Below are 24,176 nucleotides of genomic sequence, written 5' to 3' on the forward strand. Positions count from 1 at the left end.
TGGTTCTTGCGAGGAGCCCAAGACCCGATCCCATCCCGAACTCGACCGTCAAATTCCTCCGCGCCAATGGTACTAAGTCTCAAGACTTGGGAGAGTAGGTCACTGCAAGGTCTGCCAAAAACATAAACCTCTCTACGATCATCAAAACCAAATACAAAAAGCCCCGCTCACCAGCGGGGCTTTTTGCGTTTCTAACCTCCGCACAATTACCCCCACCTAACCTCCCCCGCAACCGGGGGAGGGACTGTAACGGTGTGCTGGGTTGGAGCTGCATGCCCGCAATAAGGACCCCTCATCCGGCCCACGAGGGCCGACCTCTCCCCGGAAGGGAGAGGTGAGAAGAGGTGCTTCCGATAATTCACAAAGCTCCATCCGCCAGGGCGGTAGAGGACTATGGTCATGAAGTTCCATAAGTTCTTATGGCCTCATGGTTTTGGGATCTTTGGCGCCGAATAATCATCTCGCGCGCGTCGACCACAGCTGCGTGATGGGCAGTTAACAGACCGCAGAGAACAGATTAGTGTGGCAAGCATTCAAAGCGCTTTGGGCGCAGCTTAGATGAGGCATGCGGACGATGACTGAGTGGTGGCGTGGCGGGGTTATTTATCAGGTCTACCCCAGATCGTTTGAGGACAGCAGTGGCGATGGGATGGGGGATCTTCCCGGCATCATCGACCGGCTCGATCATATCGCAAGTCTCGGTGTCGACTGCATTTGGCTGTCGCCGATCACCCAATCGCCGCAAGCGGACATGGGTTATGACGTGTCTGACTATAAGCAGGTCGATCCGATCTTCGGGACACTCGAAGACTTCGACGTGCTGATCGGCAAGGCGCACAGCCTTGGGATCAAGGTGATTATGGACCAGGTGGTGAGCCACACCTCTGATCAGCACCCATGGTTTAAGGAATCTGCTTTCTCACGCGATAACGCAAAGGCCGATTGGTATGTCTGGGCCGACGCCAAACCAGATGGCTCGCCGCCAAACAACTGGCTCTCGGTTTTTGGTGGGTCGTCCTGGGAATGGCATACGGCGCGGAAGCAGTATTATCTGCACAATTTTCTGACGTCCCAGCCTGACCTCAACTTCCATAACCCCGATGTTCAAGACGCGGTGCTGGATACAATGCGATTCTGGCTCAACCGTGGACTAGATGGGTTCCGTCTCGACACGGTGAACTACTATTTCCATGACGCCAAGCTTCGCTCGAACCCTGCTTTGCCGACCCCGGATGGGCAGCCGCTCACCAATCCTTACGACATGCAGTCCCACCACTTTGATAAGTCTCAGCCGGACAATGTCGCTTGGTTGAAGCGCGTGCGGGCGCTGCTGAACGAATATCCCGGCGCGACTTCGGTCGGCGAGGTGGGCGATGATGAGCGTGGGGTTGAGCTGATGAAGGCTTATACCTCCGGCACTGATCTGCTGCACATGTGCTATTCTTTCGATTTCCTCAGCCCCATCTTTACGGCCGAACACTTCCGCTCGAAGTTGGAAGCATTTTTTGCGGGTGGCGAAACGGGTTGGCCGTGTTGGAGCCTCTCCAATCACGACGTTATTCGCCCGATGACCCGTTGGGCCCAGCATGCTGTGTCGCGCGAGGATCTGAGCCGGCAGGCCGCGGTTCTGGTCATGACCGTCAAGGGCACCGTCGGCATTTATCAGGGCGAAGAATTGGGCCTGCCTGAGGCTGATATTCGCTTTGAAGAACTGGTCGACCCGCGTGGTAAGCGTTTCTGGCCTGGTGATAAGGGGCGCGACGGCTGCCGCACGCCCATGCCGTGGCAGGCCCATAAAACACATGGTGGGTTCACATCGGGAACGCCATGGCTGCCGATTAAGCACGCGCATTTGGAACTTGCGGTTGACGTTCAGAACGCCGATCCAAACTCGACCCTCAATTTCTTCCGTAAGCTGATTGCTTGGCGGAAGGCACATCCGGCGCTGCTGACGGGTGATATCGCATTCTTTGACACCGACGAGCCAGTCCTTGCTTTCCGCCGCTCGGCAGGAGATCAGGATGTGATCTGCGTCTTCAACCTATCGCCGGAAGCGCGGTCGGTGGACCTTGCAGGGGGCGATTTGGCGCTAGAGCCGGTTAGTCACAATGCGGTTGTGAGCGGTAGAGCGATTGATTTGGGGCCGAACGGAACGGCGGTTTTGCTAGTGCCTGCGGGCGAAGGTTCGGTGGCGTATCGAGCGCCAGCCCCTGCGGTTGCGGAGGAGTGAATTGCTCCGCCAATTGGAGGTTGGCTCATAGAGCTGGAGAGGGGGGCATTAGTGCCCCTTTTCTTTTGCCTCCAAACGGCGAATGAACAAGGCAACGGTTGGAATAGCGAAACTCAAAAGCAGCAGACGGATGACGTGATGCGCCGCGATGAAGGCGGTGTCATAGCCCATGGCAATCGCCAAAGCGCCGACGCCTTCGAGTGCACCGGGCGAAAGGGCGAGCCAAATTTGCGCCATGGGAATGTCGACCAATTGCGCAACGCCATAGGCCATGGCGGTGACGATTACCAGCATCACAGCTGTGGCGATGACCCCACCGAGGGCGGCGGCTTTAAATTCTAGCCAGGTGATTCCGATAAACCGTGAGCCGATCAGGGCGCCGGTGAGGATGAAGATGGTGACGACGAGTTGGTCGGGCAGGGGCTGGCTGTAGGCACCGCCCAGCTTGGCGATTGTTGCGGCCGCCATAGCACCCAGCACCATCCCTGCAGGGATTTTGAGTTTCACGAAAACGAGGCCCACGAGGGCGCAGCACAGCGCGAGCAGCAAGATCTGGGCTATTGAAAGGGGATCTCCGGCGGCCGGCAGATCAGGCGCTTGCACGGGCAGGAACATCGCGCCGATCGGGACTGCGATGGTGAGGAACAGAACGCGCATCACCTGTATGATGACGATCTGTCGGGCATTGCCGATGCCGGTCGCGGCAATCCCTAGAACGAAGGACAGGTGGCCCGGAAACGAGCTCAAATAGGCTGTGCCCGCGTCGAGCTTAAAAAGCTTGGTCAGCAGCCAGCCAGTGACCAGCACGATGATGATCAACTCGAGCGCCAGCGCTGCCAGCGACACCGGCCATTGTCCGAGCAACTCCAGACTATTGGGCGCGACGCTGGCGCCCATAGAAACGCCAATGAATACAAAAATGAGGTCACGCAACCAATCGGGCACGGTGACCGGGAATTTGAGTATCGCCGCAATACTGACGCTGATGGCGCTGCCCATCAGCCAGCCTGCTGGAAAGCCGATGAGCTCCGCACTGACCCCGCCCAAAATGGCAATCAGCAGAGTGCCAAGCGTGAACACCCCGCTTCGTGCGGCGGACAGTGAGGCTGGTGCGGACATCTGGGCTCTCAGACACGCCATACGCGGGGGCAGTGGCGTGGTGCTTCAAAAAAAACCGCCTCTTGGAACAAGAGACGGTTTGGGTGTGTATCAACGATATCCTTAGCGGACGGGCAGTGCTTTTTCGATGAGCCGCGCCCAGTAGCTCACGCCGACAGGAATGGCATCATCGTTGAAGTCGTAAGTGTCGGTGTGTAATTCGCTGCTCGGGCCATTGCCGATGAAGATGTAAGCGCCGGGACGCTCATTGAGCATGAAGGAGAAATCCTCTCCGCCCATAGAGGGTTCGCAGTCGTCGTTTACCCGGTCGGAGCCGACGACATCGCGCGCAACAGCGGCAGCGAAGGCGGTCTGATCGGCGGTATTGACGGTGACAGGGTAACCGCGTGCATACCGAATGGTCGCTGTCGCGCCAAAGCTTTGGGCAAATTGCGGAACCAATTCGGTGAGGCGCTGCTCAATGAAGTCTTGGACCTTTCCATCGAGCGTCCGCACTGTACCGGTCACTTTTGCGGTGCTGGAAATGACGTTGTCTGCTTCACCCGCTTCGATCATGGTGACGCTGAGCACCGCGTTATCCAGCGGGCTCAAATTGCGGGAGACGATAGACTGCAAAGCGGTGACCATTTGGGTCGCCACGATGATCGGGTCGATGGTCTGCTGAGGACGTGCCGCATGGCCACCCTGGCCATTGATGGTGATGTAGAACCGGTCGGTTGCGGCCATGATGCCGCCCGTCCGAATGGCGAAATGGCCGAGCGGCAGTCCGGGCCAATTGTGCATGCCGTAGAATTCATCAACGGGGAAGCGCTCGAGCAGGCCATCGTCAAGCATGACCTTGCCGCCGCCGCCGCCTTCTTCGGCTGGCTGGAAAATCAGCACGACACGACCATCAAAATTGCGTGTCTCTGCTAGATATTTTGCAGCTCCGAGCAGCATGGAGGTGTGGCCGTCATGGCCACAGGCGTGCATTTTGCCTTCCACGGTGGAGGCATATGGCGCGCTGGTCTTCTCGAAAATTGTCAGCGCATCCATATCGGCGCGCAGCCCAATCGAGCGTCCCGAAGTGTTGGTGCGCCCGTTGATGACAGCCACAACGCCGGTACGGCCAACGCCTGTTACCACCTCGTCCGCGCTGAATTCCTTGAGTTTTTCGGCGACAATGCCCGCAGTGCGATGAACGTCGAACAAAATCTCCGGATGGGCGTGCAGGTCGCGGCGCCAAGCGGTGATTTCGTCATGGAATTCAGCAATGCGGTTGAGGATAGGCATAGGCAAACCAAAGCAGGGGAAGACATGGCAGTGTCTCTGTCCTGTCCCTCGCCGTCAAGTTTTTGCGCGCCATGGCGGCGCTGGTGCAAGTGTATTTTGTGCCTTTCCGAGTAGCGGAGGCGACAAAGGCTTACAGAGCGGTTTGCTTTTCCAACAAAGCTGACGGCCTTAGCCCAAATTTCCTTTGCTTTGGGTTGCCCGCCCCAGCCATTTTTGCGATTGAAACTCCGGTATGACGGAGTAGCTCATGAAAATCCTCGTCGCGGTAAAACGTGTGGTCGACCACAACGTACGCATTCGCGTTCGCCCCGATGGTACGGGCGTCGAAACCACGGGCGTCCGCATGTCGATGAACCCGTTCTGTAAGCACGCGGTTGAAGCTGCTGTGCAATTGGCGGAGGCCGGGCACGCCACTGAGGTGGTGATCGTCTCCATCGGCCCAAAACCTGCCAATGACGTCATCCTCACCGCCCTCGCCATGGGCGCGCATCGTGGCATTCTGGTCGAAACCGATCAGGCATTGGAAACGCTGACCATTGCTAAGCTGCTGGCTAAGGTGGTCGAGGAAGAACAGCCTGACCTCGTGCTTTTGGGCAAGCAAGCCGTCGATGATGACAGCAATCACGTTGGGCAAATGTTGGCAGCGCTGACCGATCGGCCGCAGGCGACATTCGCATCCGAGATCAAAATTGCGGGCAGTGATTTGGAAGTCACCCGGGAAGTGGATTATGGGCGCGAGACGATCGCGCTCAGTTTGCCGGCCATTGTCACCGCTGACCTACGCCTCAACACCCCGCGCAATGCGGCACTTCCCATGGTCATGAAGGCGCGATCCAAGCCGCTCGCTGTTCGCGCCGTGAGTGAATTCGGCGTTGACCTCACCCCGCGCCTGACCGTGGAAAAAACAACACCGCCGCCCGAGCGCGTCGCCGGGACAAGTGTTGCGTCTGCAACCGAGCTGGCTTCGCTTATCGCGGCAGATATCAACGAGCTGGAGGCAATCTAATGAGCGTTCTTGTTCTCGCTGATCTCGACAACACCCAGCTTTCGCCCGCAACAGCGCGCGTCGTTGGCGCGGCCGCACAACTCGGCGCGGTTGATCTATTGGTGCTTGATCCTGCAGCAACATCGGCCGCGTCCGCTCTACAGGGTGTCGCTAAGGTGATTTCAGCGGCCGTTCCGCTTGAGGCCAAAGCCATCGCTGCGCTGCTCGAAAGCCTCGCGCCTCACTATGACTACATCGTCGCCAGCGCTTCGAGCGTAGGCAAGGATGTGATGCCGCGCCTCGCTGCAAAACTCGACATTCAACCGGTTACCGACATTATCGCTATTGAAGGCGCAAGCTGCTTCGTGCGTCCGGTCTATGCTGGCAATGCGCTCGAAACGGTTTCTGACAGTCAGGCAAAGCATGTCCTCACCGTCCGGGCCTCTGCCTTCCGCCCTGTCGCCGGAACTGGTTCGGCGCCTGTCGAAACCCTTTCTTCCACTGTCCCCGCAGCAGCCCGATTGATCGCGCAGCACCGCACTGAAAGTGATGTGCCAGATCTTTCGACGGCACAAGTCGTCGTGGGTGGTGGCGTGTCAGTCGGATCGGCTGAGGGGTTCAAGCTCATCGAAAATCTTGGCGCTGTGTTGGGTGCCGCCGTTGGCGCGACTCGCGCGGCGGTTGATGCGGGCTACGCCCCCAATGATTGGCAGGTGGGGCAAACCGGAAAAATCATCGCTCCAGATATTTATATCGCCGTCGGCATCTCTGGAGCCTTGCAGCATTTGGCAGGTATTCAGGGGGCCAAGAAGATCATCGCGATCAACAAGGACCCAGAGGCCCCGATTGTTAAAATCGCGGATGTCGCGCTGATTGGTGATCTTTTCGAGATCGTTCCCCAGCTCACAGCAGAACTGCAAAATCTGGGCGTATCCCGGCGCGGTTAAGTCCGCGCGAGAGGCGAACGCTTCTTGCCCAGCTTGCAATTGCAAAAATCCCGGCCCGGCCTATAAAGACCGTGCCTTTTCACCGGACGAAGCACAATGTTCGAAACACTTACTCAGGCCCCTAGCGACAAGATCCTTGCGCTGATGGGCGAATATGCCGCTGACCAGCGTTCCACCAAGATCGATCTTGGCGTAGGCGTTTACAAAGACGAGAAGGGCGTGACCCCGGTCATGACTTCGGTTCGTAAAGCTGAAGAGCGTATTCTTTCGAACGAAAAAACCAAAACCTACCTTGGCATCGCTGGCAACAAGGGCTTTGGCGCCGCTGTGCTCGATCTCATCTTTGAAGATGGCCTGGATCGCTCGCGTGTTCGTATCGCGCAGACACCAGGCGGCACAGGTTCGCTTTGGGTGCTGATGCAGCTGATCACCCGCGCGCGTCCGGGTGCTTCGTTCTATGTGTCTGACCCAACTTGGGCCAACCACGTGCCAATGGCAAAGCAGGCCGGTTTTGATCTCAAGACCTATCCTTACTTCGACACTGAAACGCGTGGCGTAAAGTTCGATGAGATGCTCGCGACACTCAACGGCCTCAAGGCTGGCGATGTTGTGCTGCTACACGGCTGCTGCCACAATCCAACCGGTGCAAACCTGACCCCGGCCCAGTGGGATCAGGTCGCTGATAGCCTCGTCCGCACGGGCGCACTGCCATTTATCGATCTGGCCTATCTCGGCTTTGGCGATGGCATCGAAGCTGACGCCTATGGCACCCGTAAGGTCATCGCTGCCGTGCCAGAAGCCGTTCTCGCCTTCTCGGGCTCGAAGAATTTTGGCCTCTACAAGGAACGCGTTGGTGCGGCCATTTTGGTTGCCCGCAATGCGGCTGAAGCCGATATTGCCAATTCGCAGATGCTCAATGTCGTGCGTGGCGCCTATTCGCAGCCACCTGATCACGGCGCTGAAGTCATCCGCACCATTCTCACGGACGCCGCGCTGCGGGCCGAGTGGGAAACCGAGCTGACCGAAATGCGGAATCGCATGATCTATCTGCGCGAAAAGCTTTCCGCAGCGATCCGCGAACGCTCCAACAGCACGGACTTCGACTTCGTCTCGAGCCACCGTGGCATGTTCTCGCTGCTTGGCTTGACCAATGAAGCGGTCGAAAAGCTCAAGCAGGAAAACGGCGTCTACATGACTGGTGACAGCCGCATCAACGTTGCCGGCCTGCCGGAAGCGAAGATGGGCGAACTTGCTGACGCTATTCTGGCCGTTAGCCGCTAAGCGTCTTAGCTGATGTATGCTGATGCACCCGCCTCTGTGTGGGTGCATCATTTTTTGATCCAGAACGAGGAATTGCAGCGCCATGGCTGACGTAGAACTGGCCGCCCGCATTAAAGCCGCGCTTTCTGAGGTCGAAATTCCCGGCGGCGGCGATCTCGCCAGCTATGCCGGGCTTTCCGAAATCATCGTTACGCCAAGCGCCATCGCTTTTGCGATTGCCGTCGCCCCTGGCATGGAAGCCGCGTTTGGGCCAACGCGGGAGCAGGCGGTTAAACGCGCGCAGGCCCTTGGTGGCGACCGCAAGGTTCTGGTGTCGGTGACGGGCGACAAGCCCAATGTCGCAAAATTCTCGCATGGCAAGGCTACCCCGCCGGGCAAAACCAAGGTCGATGGGATCAAGCGCATCATCGGCGTTGGATCGGGCAAGGGGGGCGTTGGCAAATCCACCACGTCAGTGAACTTTGCGCTCTCGCTCGCCGCCGAAGGCCTAAAAGTCGGCATTTTGGACGCGGACCTTTATGGCCCCTCCGTGCCAAAACTGCTCGGGCTTGAAGGCAAGCCCGCCATTCGCGATGACGGCATTTTCACGCCCCACGAAGCCTATGGCTTAAAAGTTATGTCGATCGGCTCGATGTTGGTCGAAGGGCAGGCGGTCGTGTGGCGCGGACCAATGGCGACCTCGGCGCTGCGCCAATTGCTGCGCGAAACCGATTGGGGCGATCTCGACGTTTTGGTCATCGACCTGCCGCCCGGCACCGGCGACATCCACATAGCTCTATTCCAGCAAACTATTGTCGACGGCGTGGTGATTGTCTCAACGCCTCAGGACTTGGCGCTCATCGACGCGCAAAAGGCCATCGACATGCTGGGCAAGATGCAGGTGCCAGTTCTCGGGCTGATCGAAAACATGAGCTATTTCATCGCTCCCGATACCGGCAATCGCTACGATATTTTTGGCTCTGGCGGGGCCGAACGCGCCGCAGCAACTATGGGCATTCCCTTTGTCGGGGCGATTCCTTTGGTCATGTCGATCCGCGAAAATTCTGATGCCGGCACACCTCCAGTTGTTGCAGTGCCAGAGGGCGCAGAAGCGCAAGCCTATCGCGCCATCGCGCGCAAAGTGATCACCACGCTGCGCTGATCTCCCGCTCACCACCAGCCCAATCCCTCCCCCGACTTCGGGGGAGGTTAGGTGGGGGCATACCAACTCGCACACCGCATTTATATCGATTGCATAGCGGGCTTCGCCAATGCTATCCGATTGCCCCAGTGCAGGAGGAGTGCCCATGTTTTCGTTCAATCGTCACGATTTCGGTCCCAATTTCACCTTTGGCGTGGCGACAGCCGCCTATCAGATTGAAGGTGGCCAAAAAGACGGCCGGGGCTCCTCTATTTGGGATAGTTTTTCCGCGACGGCTGGCAATGTTCACAATGGTGACACCGGCCGCGATGCCTGCAATCACTACGAACTGTGGCCGCAAGATCTCGATCTGATCCGAGACGGCGGCTTTGACGCCTATCGCTTTTCCTTCTCTTGGCCGCGCCTCATTCCGGAAGGGACTGGCGCGATAAACCAAGCTGGCGTCGACTTTTATGATCGTCTTATCGACGGCATGCTCGAACGCGGCATCAAACCCTATTCAACGCTCTATCACTGGGATCTGCCATCCACCCTGCAGGATCGCGGCGGTTGGATGAACCGTGACATTGCCAATTGGTTTGGCGACTACGCGACACTGATCGGGGAAAAATTCGGTGATCGCCTACACGCCACAGCCACGATCAATGAGCCGTGGTGCGTTGCTTTCCTCAGCCATTATCTCGGTGCCCACGCCCCCGGCTATCGCGACTTGCGCGCTGCAGCTCGGGCTATGCATCATGTGCTTTTCGCACACGGCACCGCCATTGACGCCCTACGCGCCACCGGCACGAAAAACCTCGGCATTGTGCTGAACTTGGAAAAGGCCGAACCGGCCACCGGCAAGCCCGAAGACCTTGCCGCCTTCAACATGGGCGACGCGCTGTTCAACCGCTGGTATCTCGGCGGCGTCTTTAAGGGTGAATATCCCAAGGAGCTGCGCGAATGGCTCGCGCCTTATCTTCCAGCCAACTATGAGGCCGATATGGGCGTTATTTCGCGTCCACTCGATTGGCTCGGCATCAATTACTACACGCGCGGGCTCTATAAAGCCTCGTCCAACCCCAATGTGCCAGCCGAGCAGGTCAAAGGCCCGCTCGAAAAAACCGATATTGGTTGGGAAATTTACCCGCAGGGTCTCACAGACCTCTTGGTGCGCGTCTCCAACGAATACACCAAGATCCCGATCTACATCACTGAAAACGGCATGGCCGAGGTCGAAGGCGACAATGATCCGCGCCGCGTGACCTATTACGAAGATCACCTCAACGCCGTGCGCACGGCTCAGGCAGCAGGCGCCGATGTGCGTGGCTATTTCGCTTGGTCACTGCTCGACAATTACGAATGGGCGGAGGGCTACAATAAGCGCTTCGGCCTCGTGCATGTCGATTACGCAACGCAAAAGCGTACGCCCAAGGCCAGCTTCCGCGCCTTCCAGGGCTTGCTGCATAACACGCGTTAAGCGGCGAAAACCTCGGGTAATCGTGCGGCCACCAGCGCTTTCGTCAGAGAGTGCTGGGGCTGCGCGAAGAGCTTCTGAGGCGCGCCTTCCTCGACGATTTGGCCCTTCTCCATCACCAGCACACGGTCAGCCATAGCGCCAACCATGTCGAGGTCGTGGCTGATGATGAGATAGCTCAAGCCATGCTCGGCGCGCAGTTTTGCCAGCAGCGCCAAAATATCCCCGCGAACGGAAACGTCGAGAGCCGACACCGGTTCGTCGAGCACCACAAGCTTTGGTCGCGTCACCATGGCGCGGGCAATGGCGAGGCGTTGGCGCTGACCGCCGGAAAATTCATGCGGGTATCGGTCGAGCATTTTAGGATCGAGCCCAACAGCGCTGATCGCCTCAACTAGCCGCGCGTGACGGTCAAGTGGCGAGAGCGCACCGCGCAAGGGCAGGGGCTCGCCAAGCGATTGCCCGATGGTCATACGCGGATCAAAGCTACCGAAGGGATCTTGGAAGACCAAGGAAATGTCGGCGCGGCGCGTTGGTGGCAGGTCTTTGCCGTGATAGCGCGTGCCATCAAACACGAATTGCCCCGAGGTGGCGCTGTCGAGACCAACGATCATGCGCGCCAATGTGGTCTTGCCACAGCCCGACGGGCCAACGAGTGCCAAGCACTCGCCTTTGCCAATGGAAAAACTCACATCTGAAACGGCTTTTACGGGCTCCTGGCGGCCAAAGAAGCGTCCGCCCTGTGCGTAGGCGCGCGTCGCCGCTTCCACGCTCAGAAGGGGCTCGGGGCCGACAAATGTCCCGTCGGTGAGGCGATCGATGCGCGTCGCCTTGAGCAGTTTTTGCGTATAGCTGTCCTTGGCATTGGCAATCACATCGGCAGTGGCGCCGATCTCGACCAGTTTGCCCTTCTGCATAACGCCCACGCGCTCGCAGAGCACCGCCACAGCCTTGATGTCATGGCTGATGAACAGAAGCGTCATCTGCCGCCGCGTGCTCACCTCTGCGATCAGATCAAGCACTTTGCGCTGCGTGATCACATCGAGCGCCGAGGTCGGCTCGTCGGCAATCAGCAATTCCGGCTCACCAGCCAAAGCCATAGCGATCATGGCACGCTGGCGCTGTCCGCCCGAAAGCTGGTGCGGATAGCGCTCGGCGTGTTTGGCCTCAAGCCCGACCTCATCGAGCAGCGCTGCAATTGCCGTGTCGCCACGCTTTGGTGCGTCAGAGAGCACAAGGGCTTCCTCAATCTGCTTGCCGATCTTCATCAGCGGATTGAGCGCCGTCATAGGTTCTTGAAAAACAAAGCCGATGTTTTGCGCGCGCAGACGCGCCATGTCCTGCTCGTCCTGCGGCAGCGGCGCGCCATCGAACAGAATACGACCGGAGACTTTGGCGAGGTCCGGCAACAGGCCGGCAATGGCCATCGCCGTCATCGATTTGCCAGACCCACTCTCCCCGATAATGCCGAAGCGCTCTCCCTTGGCAATCGACAGGCTCAAGCCGTCAACTGCCGCATAGGAGCCAAAGTGGATCGTGAGATTTTCAAGTTCAATGAGCGCCATGGTTACAGCCCCTCACGGCGCAGACGCGGATCAATCGCATCGCGAAGTCCATCGCCAGCCAGGTTAAGGGCGATGACGATCAGCACAATGGTGAGCCCTGGAATAATGCTCAGCATGGGCTGAATGAGGAAGAGGCTCTGCGCGTCGCGCAGCATCAGCCCGAGGCTGGTCGCTGGCGGTTGGGTGCCAAGACCAATGTAGGAAAGCCCCGCTTCCGAGAGGATGCCGAGCGAGAGCTGAATGGTCGCCTGCACAATGACCAGGCTCATGATGTTGGGCAGCAGATGCCGCGCCGAAATGGCGATATTGCCCAAGCCCGCGAGCCGTGCAGCCGACACAAAATCCTGCGTCGCGACGGCGAGCGCACCGCCGCGTGCCACGCGCGCAAAAACGGGTATGTTGAAAATACCAATGGCCACCATGGCGTTGATCTCGCCCGGCCCAATCAATGTGGTCATTAAAATAGCGACAATCACCGATGGAAAGGCGAACGTCAGGTCGGAAAACCGCAAGACCAACCATTCAACCGCGCCGCCCCACGCCGCGGCTGCAAGGCCGAGCGGCACACCGATGCAGAGACCAATGAGTGTACCTACAGCCGCAACAGAAAAGCTCGTCAGCGTGCCACTCATAATCAGCGAGAGCATGTCGCGACCAAGCTGATCGGTACCGAGCCAATGCTCGGCACCCATGGCTTGGAACCGACGTGACACGGCGATTTGCTCAATCGGGTAGGGCGTCCAGATGAGCGAGAGCATCCCCAAAAGCGCAAAGGCGAGCGCGGCGCTGAGGCCAATGACGAGGCTGGGGTGACGAAGCATATGTTTCATGTGCGCCCCCGCAAACGCGGATCAATCAGCACATAGGCAATGTCGGTGATCAGCATGGTCAGGCTCACCACCAGAACCAGTACCATGGTTGTCCCGCTCACAAGGATGAGGTCACGCTCAGAAATCGCCGTAAAAATCAGTCGTCCGAGGCCGGGAAGGTAGAAAACATTCTCGACAATAATGGTCCCAGCGACGAGAAACGCAAACTGCAGCCCGAGGATGGTCATCACCGGCAAGAGGGCGTTGCGCACCCCATGCCGCCACAACGCTTGGCTTTTGGTGAGCCCTTTTGCGCGGGCTGTTCGAATAAAATCTTGTCCAGCCATGTCCACCAGAGCCGTGCGCATGACGCGTGCCAGAATGGACGCCTGAGGCAGCGCAAGCGCGAGCCCGGGCAAGATCATGCCGCGCGCCGCCGCGCCGAAATCTTCACTCCAGGGCGTAAAGCCCCCGGTTGGCAGCCAACGCAGTGACACCGAAAAGACCAGCGTCAGCAACATGCCGAACCAGAAGTTTGGTATGGCGACACCCGTTTGCGCAGCGATCATCAGCGCCGTGTCGGCGGGCTTACCGCGGTTCTGCGCGGCCAAGATGCCAATGGGCAGACCAATGACGACGGAGACCATCATAGCGATGACGGTCAGAGGCAAGGTCACCTGCAGTCGCTCAACAATGAGCTGCATCACCGGCTGCTTCTGCGTCGCTGACACGCCGAAATCGCTGTTCATCATCCCCCACACCCAAGTGAGAAACCTCTGATAGGCGGGGGCATCAAGGCCCATTTGAGCGCGCAGCGCAGCGACGGTTTCTTCCCGCGCATTGATGCCCAGAATGAAGCGCGCCGGATCACCGGGCAGCAGATTCAACAGGAAAAAGATCACCAGCGCTGCGATCAGGAGCGTTGCGGCAAATCCGGCAATGCGGCGGGCGAGATAGAGGATCACGACAGCAAAAAACCTTCCCCGTGTTTGCGGGGAAGGCCGTAAATCGAAAAATTGTGGCTGACCTGTAGCAGTCGCTTATTCCGTCCAGTGAATGTCGCGCAACACCACGCCTTCAATCGGCGAGTTTTGCCACATGCCGTCGAGCTTGGCGTTCCAAACGCCGGTCTGTGGCAGCTGGAAGAGGTAACCGTTGACGGCGTCCTTGGCGATGATGGTTTGGATCTCTTGCACAAGACGCTTGCGTTCGGAGGGATCGATTGTGCCATTCAGCGTCTCGTTGAGGGCCTGAACTTCCGGGTTATCATAGCCGAAATAGTAGTTCGGGTCGGCATAGATGCCAATATCGAACGGCTCGACATGGCTGATGATGGTCAGGTCGAAATCCTTGTTGCCAAACACATCCTCCAGCCAAGGCGCCCATTCCATATTGATCAGCTCGAGTTTGATGCCGATCTGGGCAAATTCGCTGGCGATGATCTGGCCGGAGGTGCGTGCATAAGCTGGCGGTGGCAGCTTCAGCGTTGCCGAGAAGCCATCGGGGAAGCCAGCTTCTGCGAGCAGTGCCTTGGCCTTTTCCAAATCATAGGGATAGGTCGCGGTCAGGTCGAGATAGTCGGCGTGGTGTGGCGCGAAATGGGTGCCAATCGGCGTGCCATAACCATAGGTCGCGGCCACCAGCTCGTCACGATTGATCGCATGGGCCATCGCCTGACGGACCTTGAGATGGGTGAACGGTTCACGCTGGTTGTTGGTCGAGAGAATGGTCTCGCCTTCCGTCGTGCCGGTAACAATCTTGAACTGCGGATTGTTCTCGAAAATAGCCAGCGCCTCCGCACCAAAATTATTGGTGCCGTCGATGTCGCCTGCCAGGAGCGCATTGGTCATGGTCGCGGTATCGCCGATAAAGCGATAGGTCACCTTGGTGAGCGCCAAGGGCATGCCCCAATAGGCGCCATTGGCTTCCAGAACCACGCGGCTGCCGCGATCCCACTGCACGAAATGCAGCGGCCCGGTCCCAATCGGCTCGTTCGCGTTGTTTTCGGCGCTTTCTGGCGCAACGATCACAGCGTCGCCACGACCAATGTTGAAGAGAAACAGGCCATCCTGACGCTTGAGTTTGAACTCGACAGTGAGCGGATCAATCACGTTGACGCTGTCGATAACCTGATACAGCGCCTTCTGTGCGTTGACGCTGTCGTCAGCCAAGATCCGATCAAAGGTGAACTTTACGTCTTCAGCGTCAAAGCTCGTGCCGTCATGGAAGGTCACGCCTTCATTGAGCACGAAGGTATAAGCTTTGCCGTCCTCAGAGACGGCCCAGCTCTTGGCCAGACCGGGGGACACAGATCCATCCTGTTCGATGCGCACAAGCGCCTCAAACACGTTCTGGAACACAACGATGTCGATGGCTTCAGCCGCGCCTGCGGTCGGGTCGAGCGCTGGTGGCTCCAATACGACGCCGAGCTTGAGCTCGCTCGGTTGCGCCAAAGCGGCGGTGGTGGCCAAGATCAGGCCGGCGGTGGCCAGCGCTAGGGATTTGGTCATCGTCATGGGTGTCTCCTGAGGCCGAACTGTCCACGTCTCGGCAGAGATATGTATAGGCAAAACGCTTTGCGCACGCATCGCCCCTGTCTGTCAAACTTTTCGCCTATGTGGGCGCCGCAAAGGCGCTATGCACTCGGCTTAAGCTTGCGGAGAGAATGGCGTTTCGCTGTCGATGACGAGTGGTCGATCGTCGATCAGGTCAGAAGGGATGCGCAGGCTGAACAACATGCCATCGCTGCCTGCCGGATCAACGGTCAGTGTCACTGTGTTGACCGCCAAAAGCGAGCGGGTCAGCGCTAGGCCAACGCTGGAGCGGACGGGTGCAAGGCTCTTGCCATTGCGATCCAGACCATCGCGGAACACCACGAACCGTTCTGTCAGATCAACGGTTCGGGCTGAGCTGTCGCGCACCTGAATGGCGATAGCCCCATCGTCCAGACGATGCGCCGAAATCACCACTGCGCCGCCCTTGGGCGTCTGGTCGATTGCACTGGCGAGAAGGTTCAGCACGGCCTGCGCCAGCGATGCTCTATCGGCGGTGACGCGGGGGAGTTGTTCAGAGATCGCGTTGCGCACGATGACTCGCGCGGTGCTGGCTTGTTCGCGAATGCGGATCACGCAGCTTTCAAGAAGGCTCGTTAGATCAAGCGTCGCGCGTTGCGGCATGTAGCGCCCGTCACGCAAGCGCGAATAGTCATCGAGCTCATCCACGAGCGCCGCAATTTCTTGTCCGGCTCGCGCGATATCGTCGGCAAAACCGGCATAACGATCATCATCCAGTTCACCAAAGCTCTTGGTGCGCATGATGTCGGAAAAACCGATGATGGTGTTGAGCGGACGGCGAACGCCACGGCTGATACGGCCCAGAAGAGCGGGATCTACATCGCTAGAATTGGTGCGGACGGGCATGGTTTCGCGCTTCCGCACAAATCCAAAATAGCCCGAAATTATGCCTGCCTGTCCAAGCGCGAACAGTAGGAGGTCGGCTTTGCCATCGCGCATACGCAGGGCAAGGCATGGACGTGCTGATTCAGCAAAACGGGCAGGGCGCTCCATGAAGCGGCGGAGGGCTGGGGCGTCCTCATCGGCCACAATGCTGGAGAGCAGACGGCCCAGAATCGCTTTGCCACCACCCAGCGTTTGCGTGGCCGTATCATTGGCATCGCTGATCACGCCGGAGCGGTTCGCCTCGATATAGCCGTCCTGGCGCAAATCAGCGTAGCTGCGCGCAAAGTCTCGCACCGCATCCTCGTGGCTGGTGCGCACTTCGGACGTGCTGGCAGACAGCATAAGCGCGGGGCGGCCTTGCCAAGAGATAGACTGTAGGCGCGCGGTGACCGGCACCAGAGTGCCGTCGCGCTGTACGAGGTGATTGATCGGGCCAGCCTGCTGGTCTTCGCCTCCAAACGAAGGGAAAAGAGCGCCGAGCCCAGCCTGACGCAGAGCGTCGACACTCTCATAGGCCACCATTGCGGTAATGGCGCGGTTCGCAAACAGGATTTGCTGGTCGCGGAACACGAGAATGCCCAGTGGCAAACGGTTCAGAACCAGTGTCTCGCCGCCGAGATTGATCAGCGCGCCCGAGCCCGCAACCTGAGGCACATTGGGCTGGCGGGCTTTATTCTCCTGCGATGGCAAGCCACCGACGCGATCATTGAGAATGCGCGAGAGTTCATCGAAATTGTAGCGCGAGACGCGCTCGACGGTTTCAAGGTCCGGCACAGGCTCCGCAAGGGGCTCGTGGTCTGCCTCGTTCCGAGTCTTCTCGATAGGCTCGCTACCGTCGCTGTTGAGCACAAAGCGCGTTGGTTCCGAAGGCGTAGGCGGCTTGTGGCTCGCGACAAACCCTCGACCAACGATCTTGAACAGTTTTGGCGACTCAGGCGGTTGCTCGACAGCCTCGACAGCCTCGACAGCCTCGACAGCCTCGACAGCCTCGACAGCCTCGACAGCCTCGACAGCCTCGACAGCCTCGACAGCCTCGACAGCCTCGACAGCCTCGACAGCCTCGACAGCCTCGACAGCTTCGTCTTCGGGGACGAGTTGGAGGATGGTGGCGGGAGTGTCCGTAACTGCTGCGGGTTGCGTTACCGCTGGAGGCGTGTCGTCGCGCTCTGTAAGCGGGGCGAAAAGCGTATCGCCCTCGGACAGTTTGGCCACGAGATCGCTGAGACGACGTGCGACCTTTGTTGCCTGCTGAGCTGGCGCTGTGACTTGCACCGGCGCGGAATCGGCATCCAGCGCCTCTTGCCAGTGCGCAGGCTCATCAATGCTTGGATCGAGGTCAGGGCGCGGCGCGGGTTCATAAACCGCTTCAGCGTCGGTTTCCTGCCAGCTTTCCAACTCACGCAAATAAGTGTGGTCCGCCTCAATGGGCGGCAGGGGGTGTTCTAGCGACGCGTCTTCTGCCTCTAGCCCATCAGGGTCTATAGCGGGTGGAGCGTCGCTCGAAAGCGCTTGCGGCTCGTCCGCGCGTGTTTCAGCCTCAGGAGCCTCAGGAGCCTCAGGAGCCTCAGGAGCCTCAGGAGCCTCAGGAGCCTCAGGAGCCTCAGGAGCCTCAGCTGTCTGCGCGGTTTCTACGGCGTGTTGCTCGGCTTCGGCAGCAGCTTGAGCGAACTGAAGAACGCCCGCTGCCTCAAAAATCTCTTCAGAAATCGGGTCGACCGCAACGATCAGCAGCACGCTCTCGTCGTTTTCCCAAGCGAGAGGCGTGGTCGCGCATGTCGAAGAGGTTGGCTTTTCGCCCGCTAGAAACTGAATGCGCGCCAAGCTCGTACGGCCTAGTGACCCCAGTCGGATTGTGCGCTGAACCTGACCCTTAATGGGTTTGGCCAAGGGGGTACGCTTTAGACCGCTTTTTTTCACTTTCGCCAAAAACAGCTCGGCGGCAGCGTTGTGCCACAACAGCGTTTGCCCATCACCAGACCATAGCCATGACGGTCGCGAATCCGAAGCATGCGCAAGCACGCGATCCGCATTCGGCAATGTCGTCCAGCTATCGTTCATGGGCCGTATCGGTCCGATCCCTTAGCGCCTAAACCCTTGTCTCATTTCGGGACAAGATTTGGGCATACTTAATGAAACTTCAATAACGTGCTCACCACAACGAATCCAGTCAGACACGCAAGATCACATCTTTGTTCTATCCGCATGGTTAAGTGCCGATCCCTAATTATTGGTCACGAGGGCCGGAAACCGGGCACATTGCGACACGCTGTCCACAGCTAAAAATCGGTGCTTGTCAGATGCAAAATCTGACCGTATGTTCCGCCCAAGTTGAGGGAAATGCTTAGCACTTCCCCAGACGGTGTGCCGCCTTAGCTCAGTTGGTTAGAGCGCTAGATTGTGGATCTAGAGGTCCTCGGTTCGATCCCGAGAGGTGGTACCACCCCCAAATCATAACAATGATGTATGGTGGGCGCGCGAAACGTGTTATACGGCTTCGCTGATCGATTGTTTCCCGACTATCTCTTGAACAATCGCTCGATCATTCCTACGTAACCGTCGTGTTGTATCGACTGGTTACATTTCTACCTGTCAGGTTCCACTCTCCGGCAATTCGGCCTTCGCGAGTGGTCTGCAACTCTTTCACCCCTCTTATAGTTCGGTTCGTAAGCCAAGCTTTTGAGGCTTTGCGTGGTTATCGCGGCCATTGGGGCCCGCAGCGCACACTTTCCCTATCCTGCCGACACTTAGCTGCGGACGGCGCTCATAGCGCGTCCACGCCGGCTTTGTTGGCCGTACGACATGATGATGAAGATGATGAAAACCAATATTTTGAATACCCCCGGTCAATTGTTCCTGGGGTCTGATCTTGCAGCGGCGAAGGCACAAGGCCCGCGTCACTTCCGCAATTCCGGCAATGCGGTGCGCTTCGCTATGGAGCAGGCCGCGCCTGTGCACCTGCGTGGTGCTTTGCTCAAAGTGGATGGCCAGAGCTTCGGTCCGGCTCAGATTGCCAAAATGCATCAGGATCTGCTGATTGCAGGCAAAAAAATACGCGGCCTGTAAAGACCACGTTTAAACCGAATCGCTTCGGAATAGAGCCTGCCCTGTCAGCTGATGCGGACAGGGCGGGCTATTTTTTTAGTTAGCCGTACGGCCTGGAGCGCCTGCGCGCACTGGGCGCTTTGGTGCTGCAATCAGACCTTCACGGATTGCCTGCTTGCGAGCATTCTTGCGAGCGCGGCGAACAGCTTCACCCTTTTCGCGAACGCGCTTCTCAGAAGGCTTCTCGAAATAGTTGCGGAGCTTCATTTCACGGAAAATGCCTTCACGCTGAAGACGCTTCTTCAGAACGCGGAGGGCTTGATCGACATTGTTGTCGCGAACCTGTACCTGCAAAAATCTATCCTAACGTGGTGTGTTGCCTGACGAGCAGGCAGTGAGCTTGGTGCTTCTGGGAAGACGCCTTATCAGCATTTCTCGAAATGACCAAATGGAGTCAGCACAAGAATCACACTTCTCGTGCACTCAAATCACCGTGTAAGCCTCAAAGCGGTGATTTGGCGGGCGATTTGATCGAATGCGTCGTTCAACGATGCGGCATTGTCAGCGAGGAAATGGTTTGCCAGGCTCGACGCGCAGTTTTCAAGTGCGATCGCTGCTGGTGATCCTTTGGTGATTCCAAAGCCGACTGTGTAGACCTGTATGCCCGTGTTGTTTTTCATTGCCGTACAGTAGTCACTGGCTTGCTTGTAAGGGCCGCCGTTGGGGGACGCGCAATTGATTCTTTCGGCATTCCCGCTGCCGCCGGTGCTGCTGATCCCTGAAACGACACCATTGCAGTGAACCGTGTTGAATTCACCATCGGTCATGATGATGGCGGCCTTCATCAGGTGTCGTTGATGATAGGGGGCAGGTGCGCTCGTTGGCCAGACGTAACCAAAACTTGGTGCGAGCATATTCCAGCTCCACAATATGCCTGTGCTCCCAGAGGTTGATCCACCTGCTGTCAGGCCGTTTATCGCTGAGGTGAGCGTTGCCTTGCTCGTGGTCAATGGCACGATCTTGCTCGAGCTACACACGTTGCTATAGTCTGGGTCTGGATCGATATAGGGATAGTTGCGGCCCATAAATGTCGTGCTAGGCGGGTTATCTGTAGCGGCGTTTCGGGCCCGCTCAGTGGCGCAAGTGCTGATTTGCTGCACGCGTCGAGTGTACCCGATGTCGGTAAATTCGAATTCGACGCAGCCGACACTCTCGGTCTGCCAACGACACCAAAAGCGCCCGGTGTTGGCTTGATGGGTTTGGTTTCGATTGGGGGCAGTGCCCGTAATGACGAAACTATTGGCGGTTACAGCGCTGATGATGTGTTTTCGGTTGTTGTAGCTGGTCAGTCCAGCGACGTCTTGGACCCATATCTCTTCGCCCTCGGCGTAGCCATGCCCCGGCGAGGTGAACACAGCCATGCAGTCCGAGCGGCGGCATTTGGCAAAGCTTCCCTTGTTGGCAACAACAGAGTTGATACCTCCGCTAACGTCCAAGGTGAAAGTGTCTGTCGAAACGCTCGAGACGCGGAGTCTTTGCGTATCGAATTTGCTGACGCCGGTGTCGCGCACATAGACATAATCATTCACCCTGAGCCCGTGCCGGGATGAGGTGAACACTGCAGGATTGGCGGTCGAAATATTCGTGATGGCTTGGTAGCCGGTCGCTGTCCATGAAATGGTTTGAATGTCCCGCCGCGGACGTATCGGGCCTCTGATAGCCTCTTCATAGGGGGCAACATTGACCGACTGCGCATAAGGTACTAGCGCCACCTTGGCATAGTTTCCGGTTCTATTGAGCGCCAAGATTGTGTCGACGAGCGAGTGAGTTGCGTCTTTCAAAGTCTTTAGGCGCGTTGCGCCTGAAGGGAGCGTGATGCTCATTGAGCCGGTGACATCCAGCGCGATCGACACTTCGACATTGGCGATGCCTTTGGTGGCTTGCGAGGTTATTGTCGCGTAGAGCAGGTCAACGCCGACAAGTTTGACGAAAATGGTTTCGACGGCAAAGCTGCCAGAGAGCATCAGCTCGCCCTTGTCGCGGTTGACCACCACGGTATCTATCTTGGCTTTTTGGATACCTTGGGTACCGAGCCGCTCCAGCACCAGTGCCTCGGCCTTTGCGCGGATAGTCTCGTCGGTTTCGGCTGGATCGTTGATCGACGGCTGGAGGGCCAGTGTGGCCGCGTCGAGTGCCGTTTGCGAGCGGGTTCGGGCTTGCTCAAGGGTCACGTAGTCCACGACTGCGCCGCCCATGGCCACCAAGACAACTGCCATAATGCCAAATACAACTGCAAAGACGCCGCTGTCATCGCGGCGAAAGCGCTGTAGCAGTCGGCAAAATTGCAGCATAACCCTACGTCTCCTGATCTTTGTCACCAAAGAAAAGGTCGGTTTGCGCGCGCTTTCGCGCTGTAACGCCAACCAGCCTATGACCTCATGTGTTGGCTACAGTATCGATCTGAAACGAAAATTTTAGGTCAAACGAACTGGTTACTCTGCGGTAAAGCAAATCGTCTGGCGTTGTATCAAAGCAACACGTGGCGATGATCTGAGTAGATCGTGTCGAGATGGATTGCCTTACACCGGATCGTGACTTATCCATTCGTCATCCGTAACGCCAAACTGAGGAGGCGCAACATGACTGTAATGTTCCATCGCCATTTCTCGTTTGGTCTCCATCGCAGCTGGCTCGTCTAATCTCGCCAGTCGCCTAGGTCACATGCTGACCGCGGATATTTCAACTTTCACATCTCTTGCGCGCTGAAACCGGGTCGCTTTGCGCCCCTTTGGTCTCCAGCGCTTCATTCAATCCAATGAGGGCCGAAGCGTAAAACGCTTCGGAAGATCACTATGTCTATTGCCTCCGTCTCCCAGCCTCCAATCATCATGAAGCTGGAATTCTCAATCGCTGATGCAGTGCGCCAGCGCGGCCTGATTGCGGTTTTAGTTGCCGCGATCAGTGCTTGGGCTGAGCAGAAGCAAAACTATCCTGAGGTCCCACATTACCTGCGTGCAGACGTGGGTCTGTCGCCGGAAGACCACTTGAGCTCTCAATGGTTGGGCGTAGACCTGCACGCCTACCGCCTGCATCCCCCCAATAGGGGCTCGGTTTGAGATCATAAGGCGGTCGGACCACCGGCCGCCTAACGCTCACACCAAACACCAATCAGAGTCGGGGAGGGCATTTGGATCATTTTCTCCAAGTGCCAATTGTCCTCCCCTGTTGTCTCCCCCCGGCCTATCGTCTAGGAACAAGCCGACTTTCCGCAGGTTTTAAAAGCATGTCCGAAAAGACCAAGCTCATCACGCCACGTCTCCCACGTGGTTTCGAAGATCGTACTCCCGGCGATATCGCTGCCGTTGGCGCCATGATCGGCAAGATCAAGGCCGTGTACGAACGCTATGGTTTTGACCCGGTCGAAACCCCGCTGTTTGAATACACCGATACGCTCGGCAAGTTTTTGCCCGACACCGACCGTCCAAACGCGGGCGTGTTCTCGCTGCAGGACGACGACGAACAGTGGATGAGCCTGCGCTACGATCTCACGGCACCGCTCGCTCGCTATTTCGCCGAGAATTTTGAAACCCTGCCAAAGCCCTATCGGTCCTACCGTCAGGGTTATGTATTCCGCAATGAAAAGCCCGGTCCGGGTCGTTTCCGTCAGTTCATGCAGTTTGACGCCGACACTGTTGGCGCCGGTGGTCCGGAAGCGGACGCCGAAATGTGCATGATGATGGCTGACGTCATGGATGCGCTGGGCCTTCAGGGCCAGTACATTGTGCGCGTCAATAACCGTAAGGTTCTCGACGGCGTGCTGGCCACAGCAGGCGTTACCACGGACGAGCAAAAGCTCACCGTTTTGCGCGCTATCGATAAGCTCGATAAGTTCGGCCCTGAGGGCGTCAAACTCCTCCTCGGCGCGGGCCGTAAGGACGAGTCGGGTGACTTCACCAAGGGCGCGGGCCTGTCTGCTGAGCAGATCGATCCCATCATGGGCTATATCGACAGCGGTATTCCTGCTGACGGCGTTGAAAAGGGCTCCAACGAGCATGTTATCTCCACCATCAACACCCTCGCAGGTCTGATCGGTGGCTCGGAAGCGGGCTTGGCTGGCGTTCAGGAACTGGCGTCGATCTTCGGCCTCGTTAACGCCGCTGGCTTTGGCGGTCGTGTCATTCTCGACCCATCGGTCGTGCGTGGACTTGAATATTACACCGGCGCTGTCTTTGAGGTTGAACTGACCTTCAAGGTGCAGAACGAGAAGGGCCAGGACGTGGTCTTTGGTTCTGTCGGCGGCGGTGGTCGTTACGATGGTCTGGTCTCGCGCTTCCGTCGTGAGCCGGTTCCGGCGACAGGCTTCTCCATCGGCGTCTCGCGCCTTGCCAATGCGCTCAAACTCACGGGCAATCTTGCCACGACCGAGCCTGCTGGCCCAGTTGTCGTCCTGGTCATGGATAAGGACCAGATGGCTGGCTATCAGGCCATGGTCGCCGAGCTGCGCAACGCTGGCATTCGCGCTGAAATGTTCCTGGGCAACACCAAGAACTTTGGCAAGCAGGTCGCCTATGCCGACAAGCGCAACGCCCCGGCCGTGATCATCGAAGGCTCGATGGAACGCGAACAGGGCATTTTGCAGATCAAGGATCTGGTTGCTGGCAAGCAAGCCGCAGAAGGCATCACGGACAACGCTGAATGGAAGGCTGCCCGCCCGGGCCAGTTCGAAATCAAGCGTGAAGACCTCGTCTCTGCTATCCAGAAGCTCTTGAGCGAACAATGATGCTCGGAGCCGCCAACGAACGCCTTCTGTCCTCTCCCCTGCGGGGAGAGGTCGGCGCGCTGCGCCGGGTGAGGGGGGCTAACTTTCTTCT

Annotated in this window: 18 protein-coding genes, 1 tRNA gene and 1 rRNA gene; 11 read left to right on the top strand and 9 right to left on the bottom strand. The window is 58.0% G+C overall.

Annotation, left to right across the window (positions count from 1 at the left end; genetic code table 11):
- A 5S ribosomal RNA gene (rrf, locus tag HKD40_RS10870) occupies positions 1 to 111 on the top strand; the annotation flags it as partial.
- Between the two features lie 463 nt (positions 112 to 574).
- Positions 575 to 2,230 (top strand): alpha-glucosidase family protein, encoded by a 1,656-nt coding sequence (locus HKD40_RS10875; RefSeq protein WP_169195922.1) that lies wholly within the window; start codon positions 575 to 577, stop codon positions 2,228 to 2,230.
- 48 nt (positions 2,231 to 2,278) lie between these two features.
- Here the strand turns inward: HKD40_RS10875 and HKD40_RS10880 are convergent, their stop codons facing one another.
- A complete protein-coding gene (locus tag HKD40_RS10880) occupies positions 2,279 to 3,349 on the bottom strand; it encodes an AbrB family transcriptional regulator (protein ID WP_169195788.1) in 1,071 nt (356 codons plus the stop codon).
- A 102-nt stretch (positions 3,350 to 3,451) separates the two neighbouring features.
- Positions 3,452 to 4,621 carry a M20 aminoacylase family protein gene (locus tag HKD40_RS10885; protein WP_169195790.1) on the bottom strand — a complete coding sequence of 390 codons (1,170 nt, stop codon included), beginning with the start codon at positions 4,619 to 4,621 and terminating at the stop codon, positions 3,452 to 3,454.
- 247 nt (positions 4,622 to 4,868) lie between these two features.
- Here HKD40_RS10885 and HKD40_RS10890 point away from each other — a divergent pair, with 247 nt between their 5' ends.
- The 5 genes from HKD40_RS10890 to HKD40_RS10910 all read left to right on the top strand — a co-directional run bounded on the left by HKD40_RS10890 (position 4,869) and on the right by HKD40_RS10910 (position 10,434).
- Complete coding sequence (locus HKD40_RS10890) at positions 4,869 to 5,627, top strand: electron transfer flavoprotein subunit beta/FixA family protein (RefSeq protein WP_169195791.1); 759 nt, start codon at positions 4,869 to 4,871, stop codon at positions 5,625 to 5,627.
- On the top strand, positions 5,627 to 6,553 hold the full coding sequence (locus tag HKD40_RS10895) for an electron transfer flavoprotein subunit alpha/FixB family protein (RefSeq protein ID WP_169195793.1): 927 nt from the start codon (positions 5,627 to 5,629) through the stop codon (positions 6,551 to 6,553). Before HKD40_RS10890 ends, HKD40_RS10895 begins: the two co-directional genes overlap by 1 nt.
- A gap of 96 nt (positions 6,554 to 6,649) precedes the next feature.
- Positions 6,650 to 7,834: an amino acid aminotransferase gene (locus tag HKD40_RS10900; RefSeq protein WP_169195795.1), complete on the top strand. Its 1,185-nt coding sequence runs from the start codon at positions 6,650 to 6,652 to the stop codon at positions 7,832 to 7,834.
- Positions 7,835 to 7,916: 82 nt separating this feature from the next.
- Entirely contained in the window at positions 7,917 to 8,975 is a 1,059-nt protein-coding gene (locus HKD40_RS10905; protein WP_169195796.1) for an Mrp/NBP35 family ATP-binding protein, read from the top strand.
- 145 nt (positions 8,976 to 9,120) lie between these two features.
- Positions 9,121 to 10,434, top strand: coding sequence for a GH1 family beta-glucosidase (locus HKD40_RS10910; RefSeq protein WP_169195798.1), 1,314 nt, complete (start codon positions 9,121 to 9,123; stop codon positions 10,432 to 10,434).
- Here the strand turns inward: HKD40_RS10910 and HKD40_RS10915 are convergent.
- The 5 genes from HKD40_RS10915 to HKD40_RS17900 all read right to left on the bottom strand — a co-directional run bounded on the left by HKD40_RS10915 (position 10,431) and on the right by HKD40_RS17900 (position 18,150).
- Positions 10,431 to 11,996, bottom strand: a complete 1,566-nt coding sequence (locus HKD40_RS10915) for an ABC transporter ATP-binding protein (RefSeq protein WP_169195800.1) — start codon at positions 11,994 to 11,996, stop codon at positions 10,431 to 10,433. The genes HKD40_RS10910 and HKD40_RS10915 overlap by 4 nt on opposite strands.
- Before the next feature lie 2 nt (positions 11,997 to 11,998).
- Positions 11,999 to 12,826 (bottom strand): ABC transporter permease, encoded by an 828-nt coding sequence (locus tag HKD40_RS10920; RefSeq protein WP_199368608.1) that lies wholly within the window; start codon positions 12,824 to 12,826, stop codon positions 11,999 to 12,001.
- Entirely contained in the window at positions 12,823 to 13,770 is a 948-nt protein-coding gene (locus tag HKD40_RS10925) for an ABC transporter permease (RefSeq protein ID WP_169195801.1), read from the bottom strand. The genes HKD40_RS10920 and HKD40_RS10925 overlap by 4 nt, the downstream gene beginning before the upstream one ends.
- Before the next feature lie 75 nt (positions 13,771 to 13,845).
- Positions 13,846 to 15,321, bottom strand: coding sequence for an ABC transporter substrate-binding protein (locus HKD40_RS10930; protein WP_210257090.1), 1,476 nt, complete (start codon positions 15,319 to 15,321; stop codon positions 13,846 to 13,848).
- Positions 15,322 to 15,453: 132 nt separating this feature from the next.
- Positions 15,454 to 18,150: a PAS domain-containing sensor histidine kinase gene (locus HKD40_RS17900; protein WP_248306022.1), complete on the bottom strand. Its 2,697-nt coding sequence runs from the start codon at positions 18,148 to 18,150 to the stop codon at positions 15,454 to 15,456.
- A gap of 476 nt (positions 18,151 to 18,626) precedes the next feature.
- On the opposite strand from HKD40_RS17900, the gene HKD40_RS10940 reads away from it, so the two are divergent.
- Positions 18,627 to 18,703 (top strand) — tRNA-His (locus HKD40_RS10940).
- A gap of 371 nt (positions 18,704 to 19,074) precedes the next feature.
- The gene (locus tag HKD40_RS10945; protein WP_169195803.1) at positions 19,075 to 19,326 is read left to right on the top strand and encodes a hypothetical protein; all 252 of its coding nucleotides are present in this window, start codon (positions 19,075 to 19,077) and stop codon (positions 19,324 to 19,326) included.
- 75 nt (positions 19,327 to 19,401) lie between these two features.
- On the opposite strand, the gene rpsU is transcribed toward HKD40_RS10945, so the two are convergent.
- Positions 19,402 to 19,659, bottom strand: coding sequence for a 30S ribosomal protein S21 (rpsU, locus tag HKD40_RS10950; RefSeq protein ID WP_169195804.1), 258 nt, complete (start codon positions 19,657 to 19,659; stop codon positions 19,402 to 19,404).
- A gap of 134 nt (positions 19,660 to 19,793) precedes the next feature.
- Positions 19,794 to 21,656 (bottom strand): pilus assembly protein, encoded by a 1,863-nt coding sequence (locus tag HKD40_RS10955; protein ID WP_169195805.1) that lies wholly within the window; start codon positions 21,654 to 21,656, stop codon positions 19,794 to 19,796.
- Between the two features lie 501 nt (positions 21,657 to 22,157).
- Between HKD40_RS10955 and HKD40_RS10960 the strand changes: the two genes are divergently transcribed.
- Both HKD40_RS10960 and hisS read left to right on the top strand, forming a co-directional pair.
- A complete protein-coding gene (locus HKD40_RS10960; protein WP_169195806.1) occupies positions 22,158 to 22,421 on the top strand; it encodes a hypothetical protein in 264 nt (87 codons plus the stop codon).
- 167 nt (positions 22,422 to 22,588) lie between these two features.
- Positions 22,589 to 24,085 (top strand): histidine--tRNA ligase, encoded by a 1,497-nt coding sequence (gene hisS / locus HKD40_RS10965; protein WP_169195807.1) that lies wholly within the window; start codon positions 22,589 to 22,591, stop codon positions 24,083 to 24,085.
- The last annotated feature ends 91 nt before the right edge of the window (positions 24,086 to 24,176 follow it).

Source organism: Devosia sp. MC1541, from assembly GCF_012847305.1.
In the GTDB taxonomy this organism is placed as follows: Bacteria; Pseudomonadota; Alphaproteobacteria; order Rhizobiales; family Devosiaceae; genus Devosia.

Coding starts and splice junctions, on each gene's coding strand:
- HKD40_RS10875 (WP_169195922.1), top strand. CDS start 575: ATGACTGAGTGGTGGCGTGGCGGGGTTATTTATCAGGTCTACCCCAGA.
- HKD40_RS10880 (WP_169195788.1), bottom strand. CDS start 3,349: ATGTCCGCACCAGCCTCACTGTCCGCCGCACGAAGCGGGGTGTTCACG.
- HKD40_RS10885 (WP_169195790.1), bottom strand. CDS start 4,621: ATGCCTATCCTCAACCGCATTGCTGAATTCCATGACGAAATCACCGCT.
- HKD40_RS10890 (WP_169195791.1), top strand. CDS start 4,869: ATGAAAATCCTCGTCGCGGTAAAACGTGTGGTCGACCACAACGTACGC.
- HKD40_RS10895 (WP_169195793.1), top strand. CDS start 5,627: ATGAGCGTTCTTGTTCTCGCTGATCTCGACAACACCCAGCTTTCGCCC.
- HKD40_RS10900 (WP_169195795.1), top strand. CDS start 6,650: ATGTTCGAAACACTTACTCAGGCCCCTAGCGACAAGATCCTTGCGCTG.
- HKD40_RS10905 (WP_169195796.1), top strand. CDS start 7,917: ATGGCTGACGTAGAACTGGCCGCCCGCATTAAAGCCGCGCTTTCTGAG.
- HKD40_RS10910 (WP_169195798.1), top strand. CDS start 9,121: ATGTTTTCGTTCAATCGTCACGATTTCGGTCCCAATTTCACCTTTGGC.
- HKD40_RS10915 (WP_169195800.1), bottom strand. CDS start 11,996: ATGGCGCTCATTGAACTTGAAAATCTCACGATCCACTTTGGCTCCTAT.
- HKD40_RS10920 (WP_199368608.1), bottom strand. CDS start 12,826: ATGAAACATATGCTTCGTCACCCCAGCCTCGTCATTGGCCTCAGCGCC.
- HKD40_RS10930 (WP_210257090.1), bottom strand. CDS start 15,321: ATGACGATGACCAAATCCCTAGCGCTGGCCACCGCCGGCCTGATCTTG.
- HKD40_RS10945 (WP_169195803.1), top strand. CDS start 19,075: ATGATGAAAACCAATATTTTGAATACCCCCGGTCAATTGTTCCTGGGG.
- HKD40_RS10955 (WP_169195805.1), bottom strand. CDS start 21,656: ATGCTGCAATTTTGCCGACTGCTACAGCGCTTTCGCCGCGATGACAGC.
- HKD40_RS10960 (WP_169195806.1), top strand. CDS start 22,158: ATGTCTATTGCCTCCGTCTCCCAGCCTCCAATCATCATGAAGCTGGAA.
- hisS (WP_169195807.1), top strand. CDS start 22,589: ATGTCCGAAAAGACCAAGCTCATCACGCCACGTCTCCCACGTGGTTTC.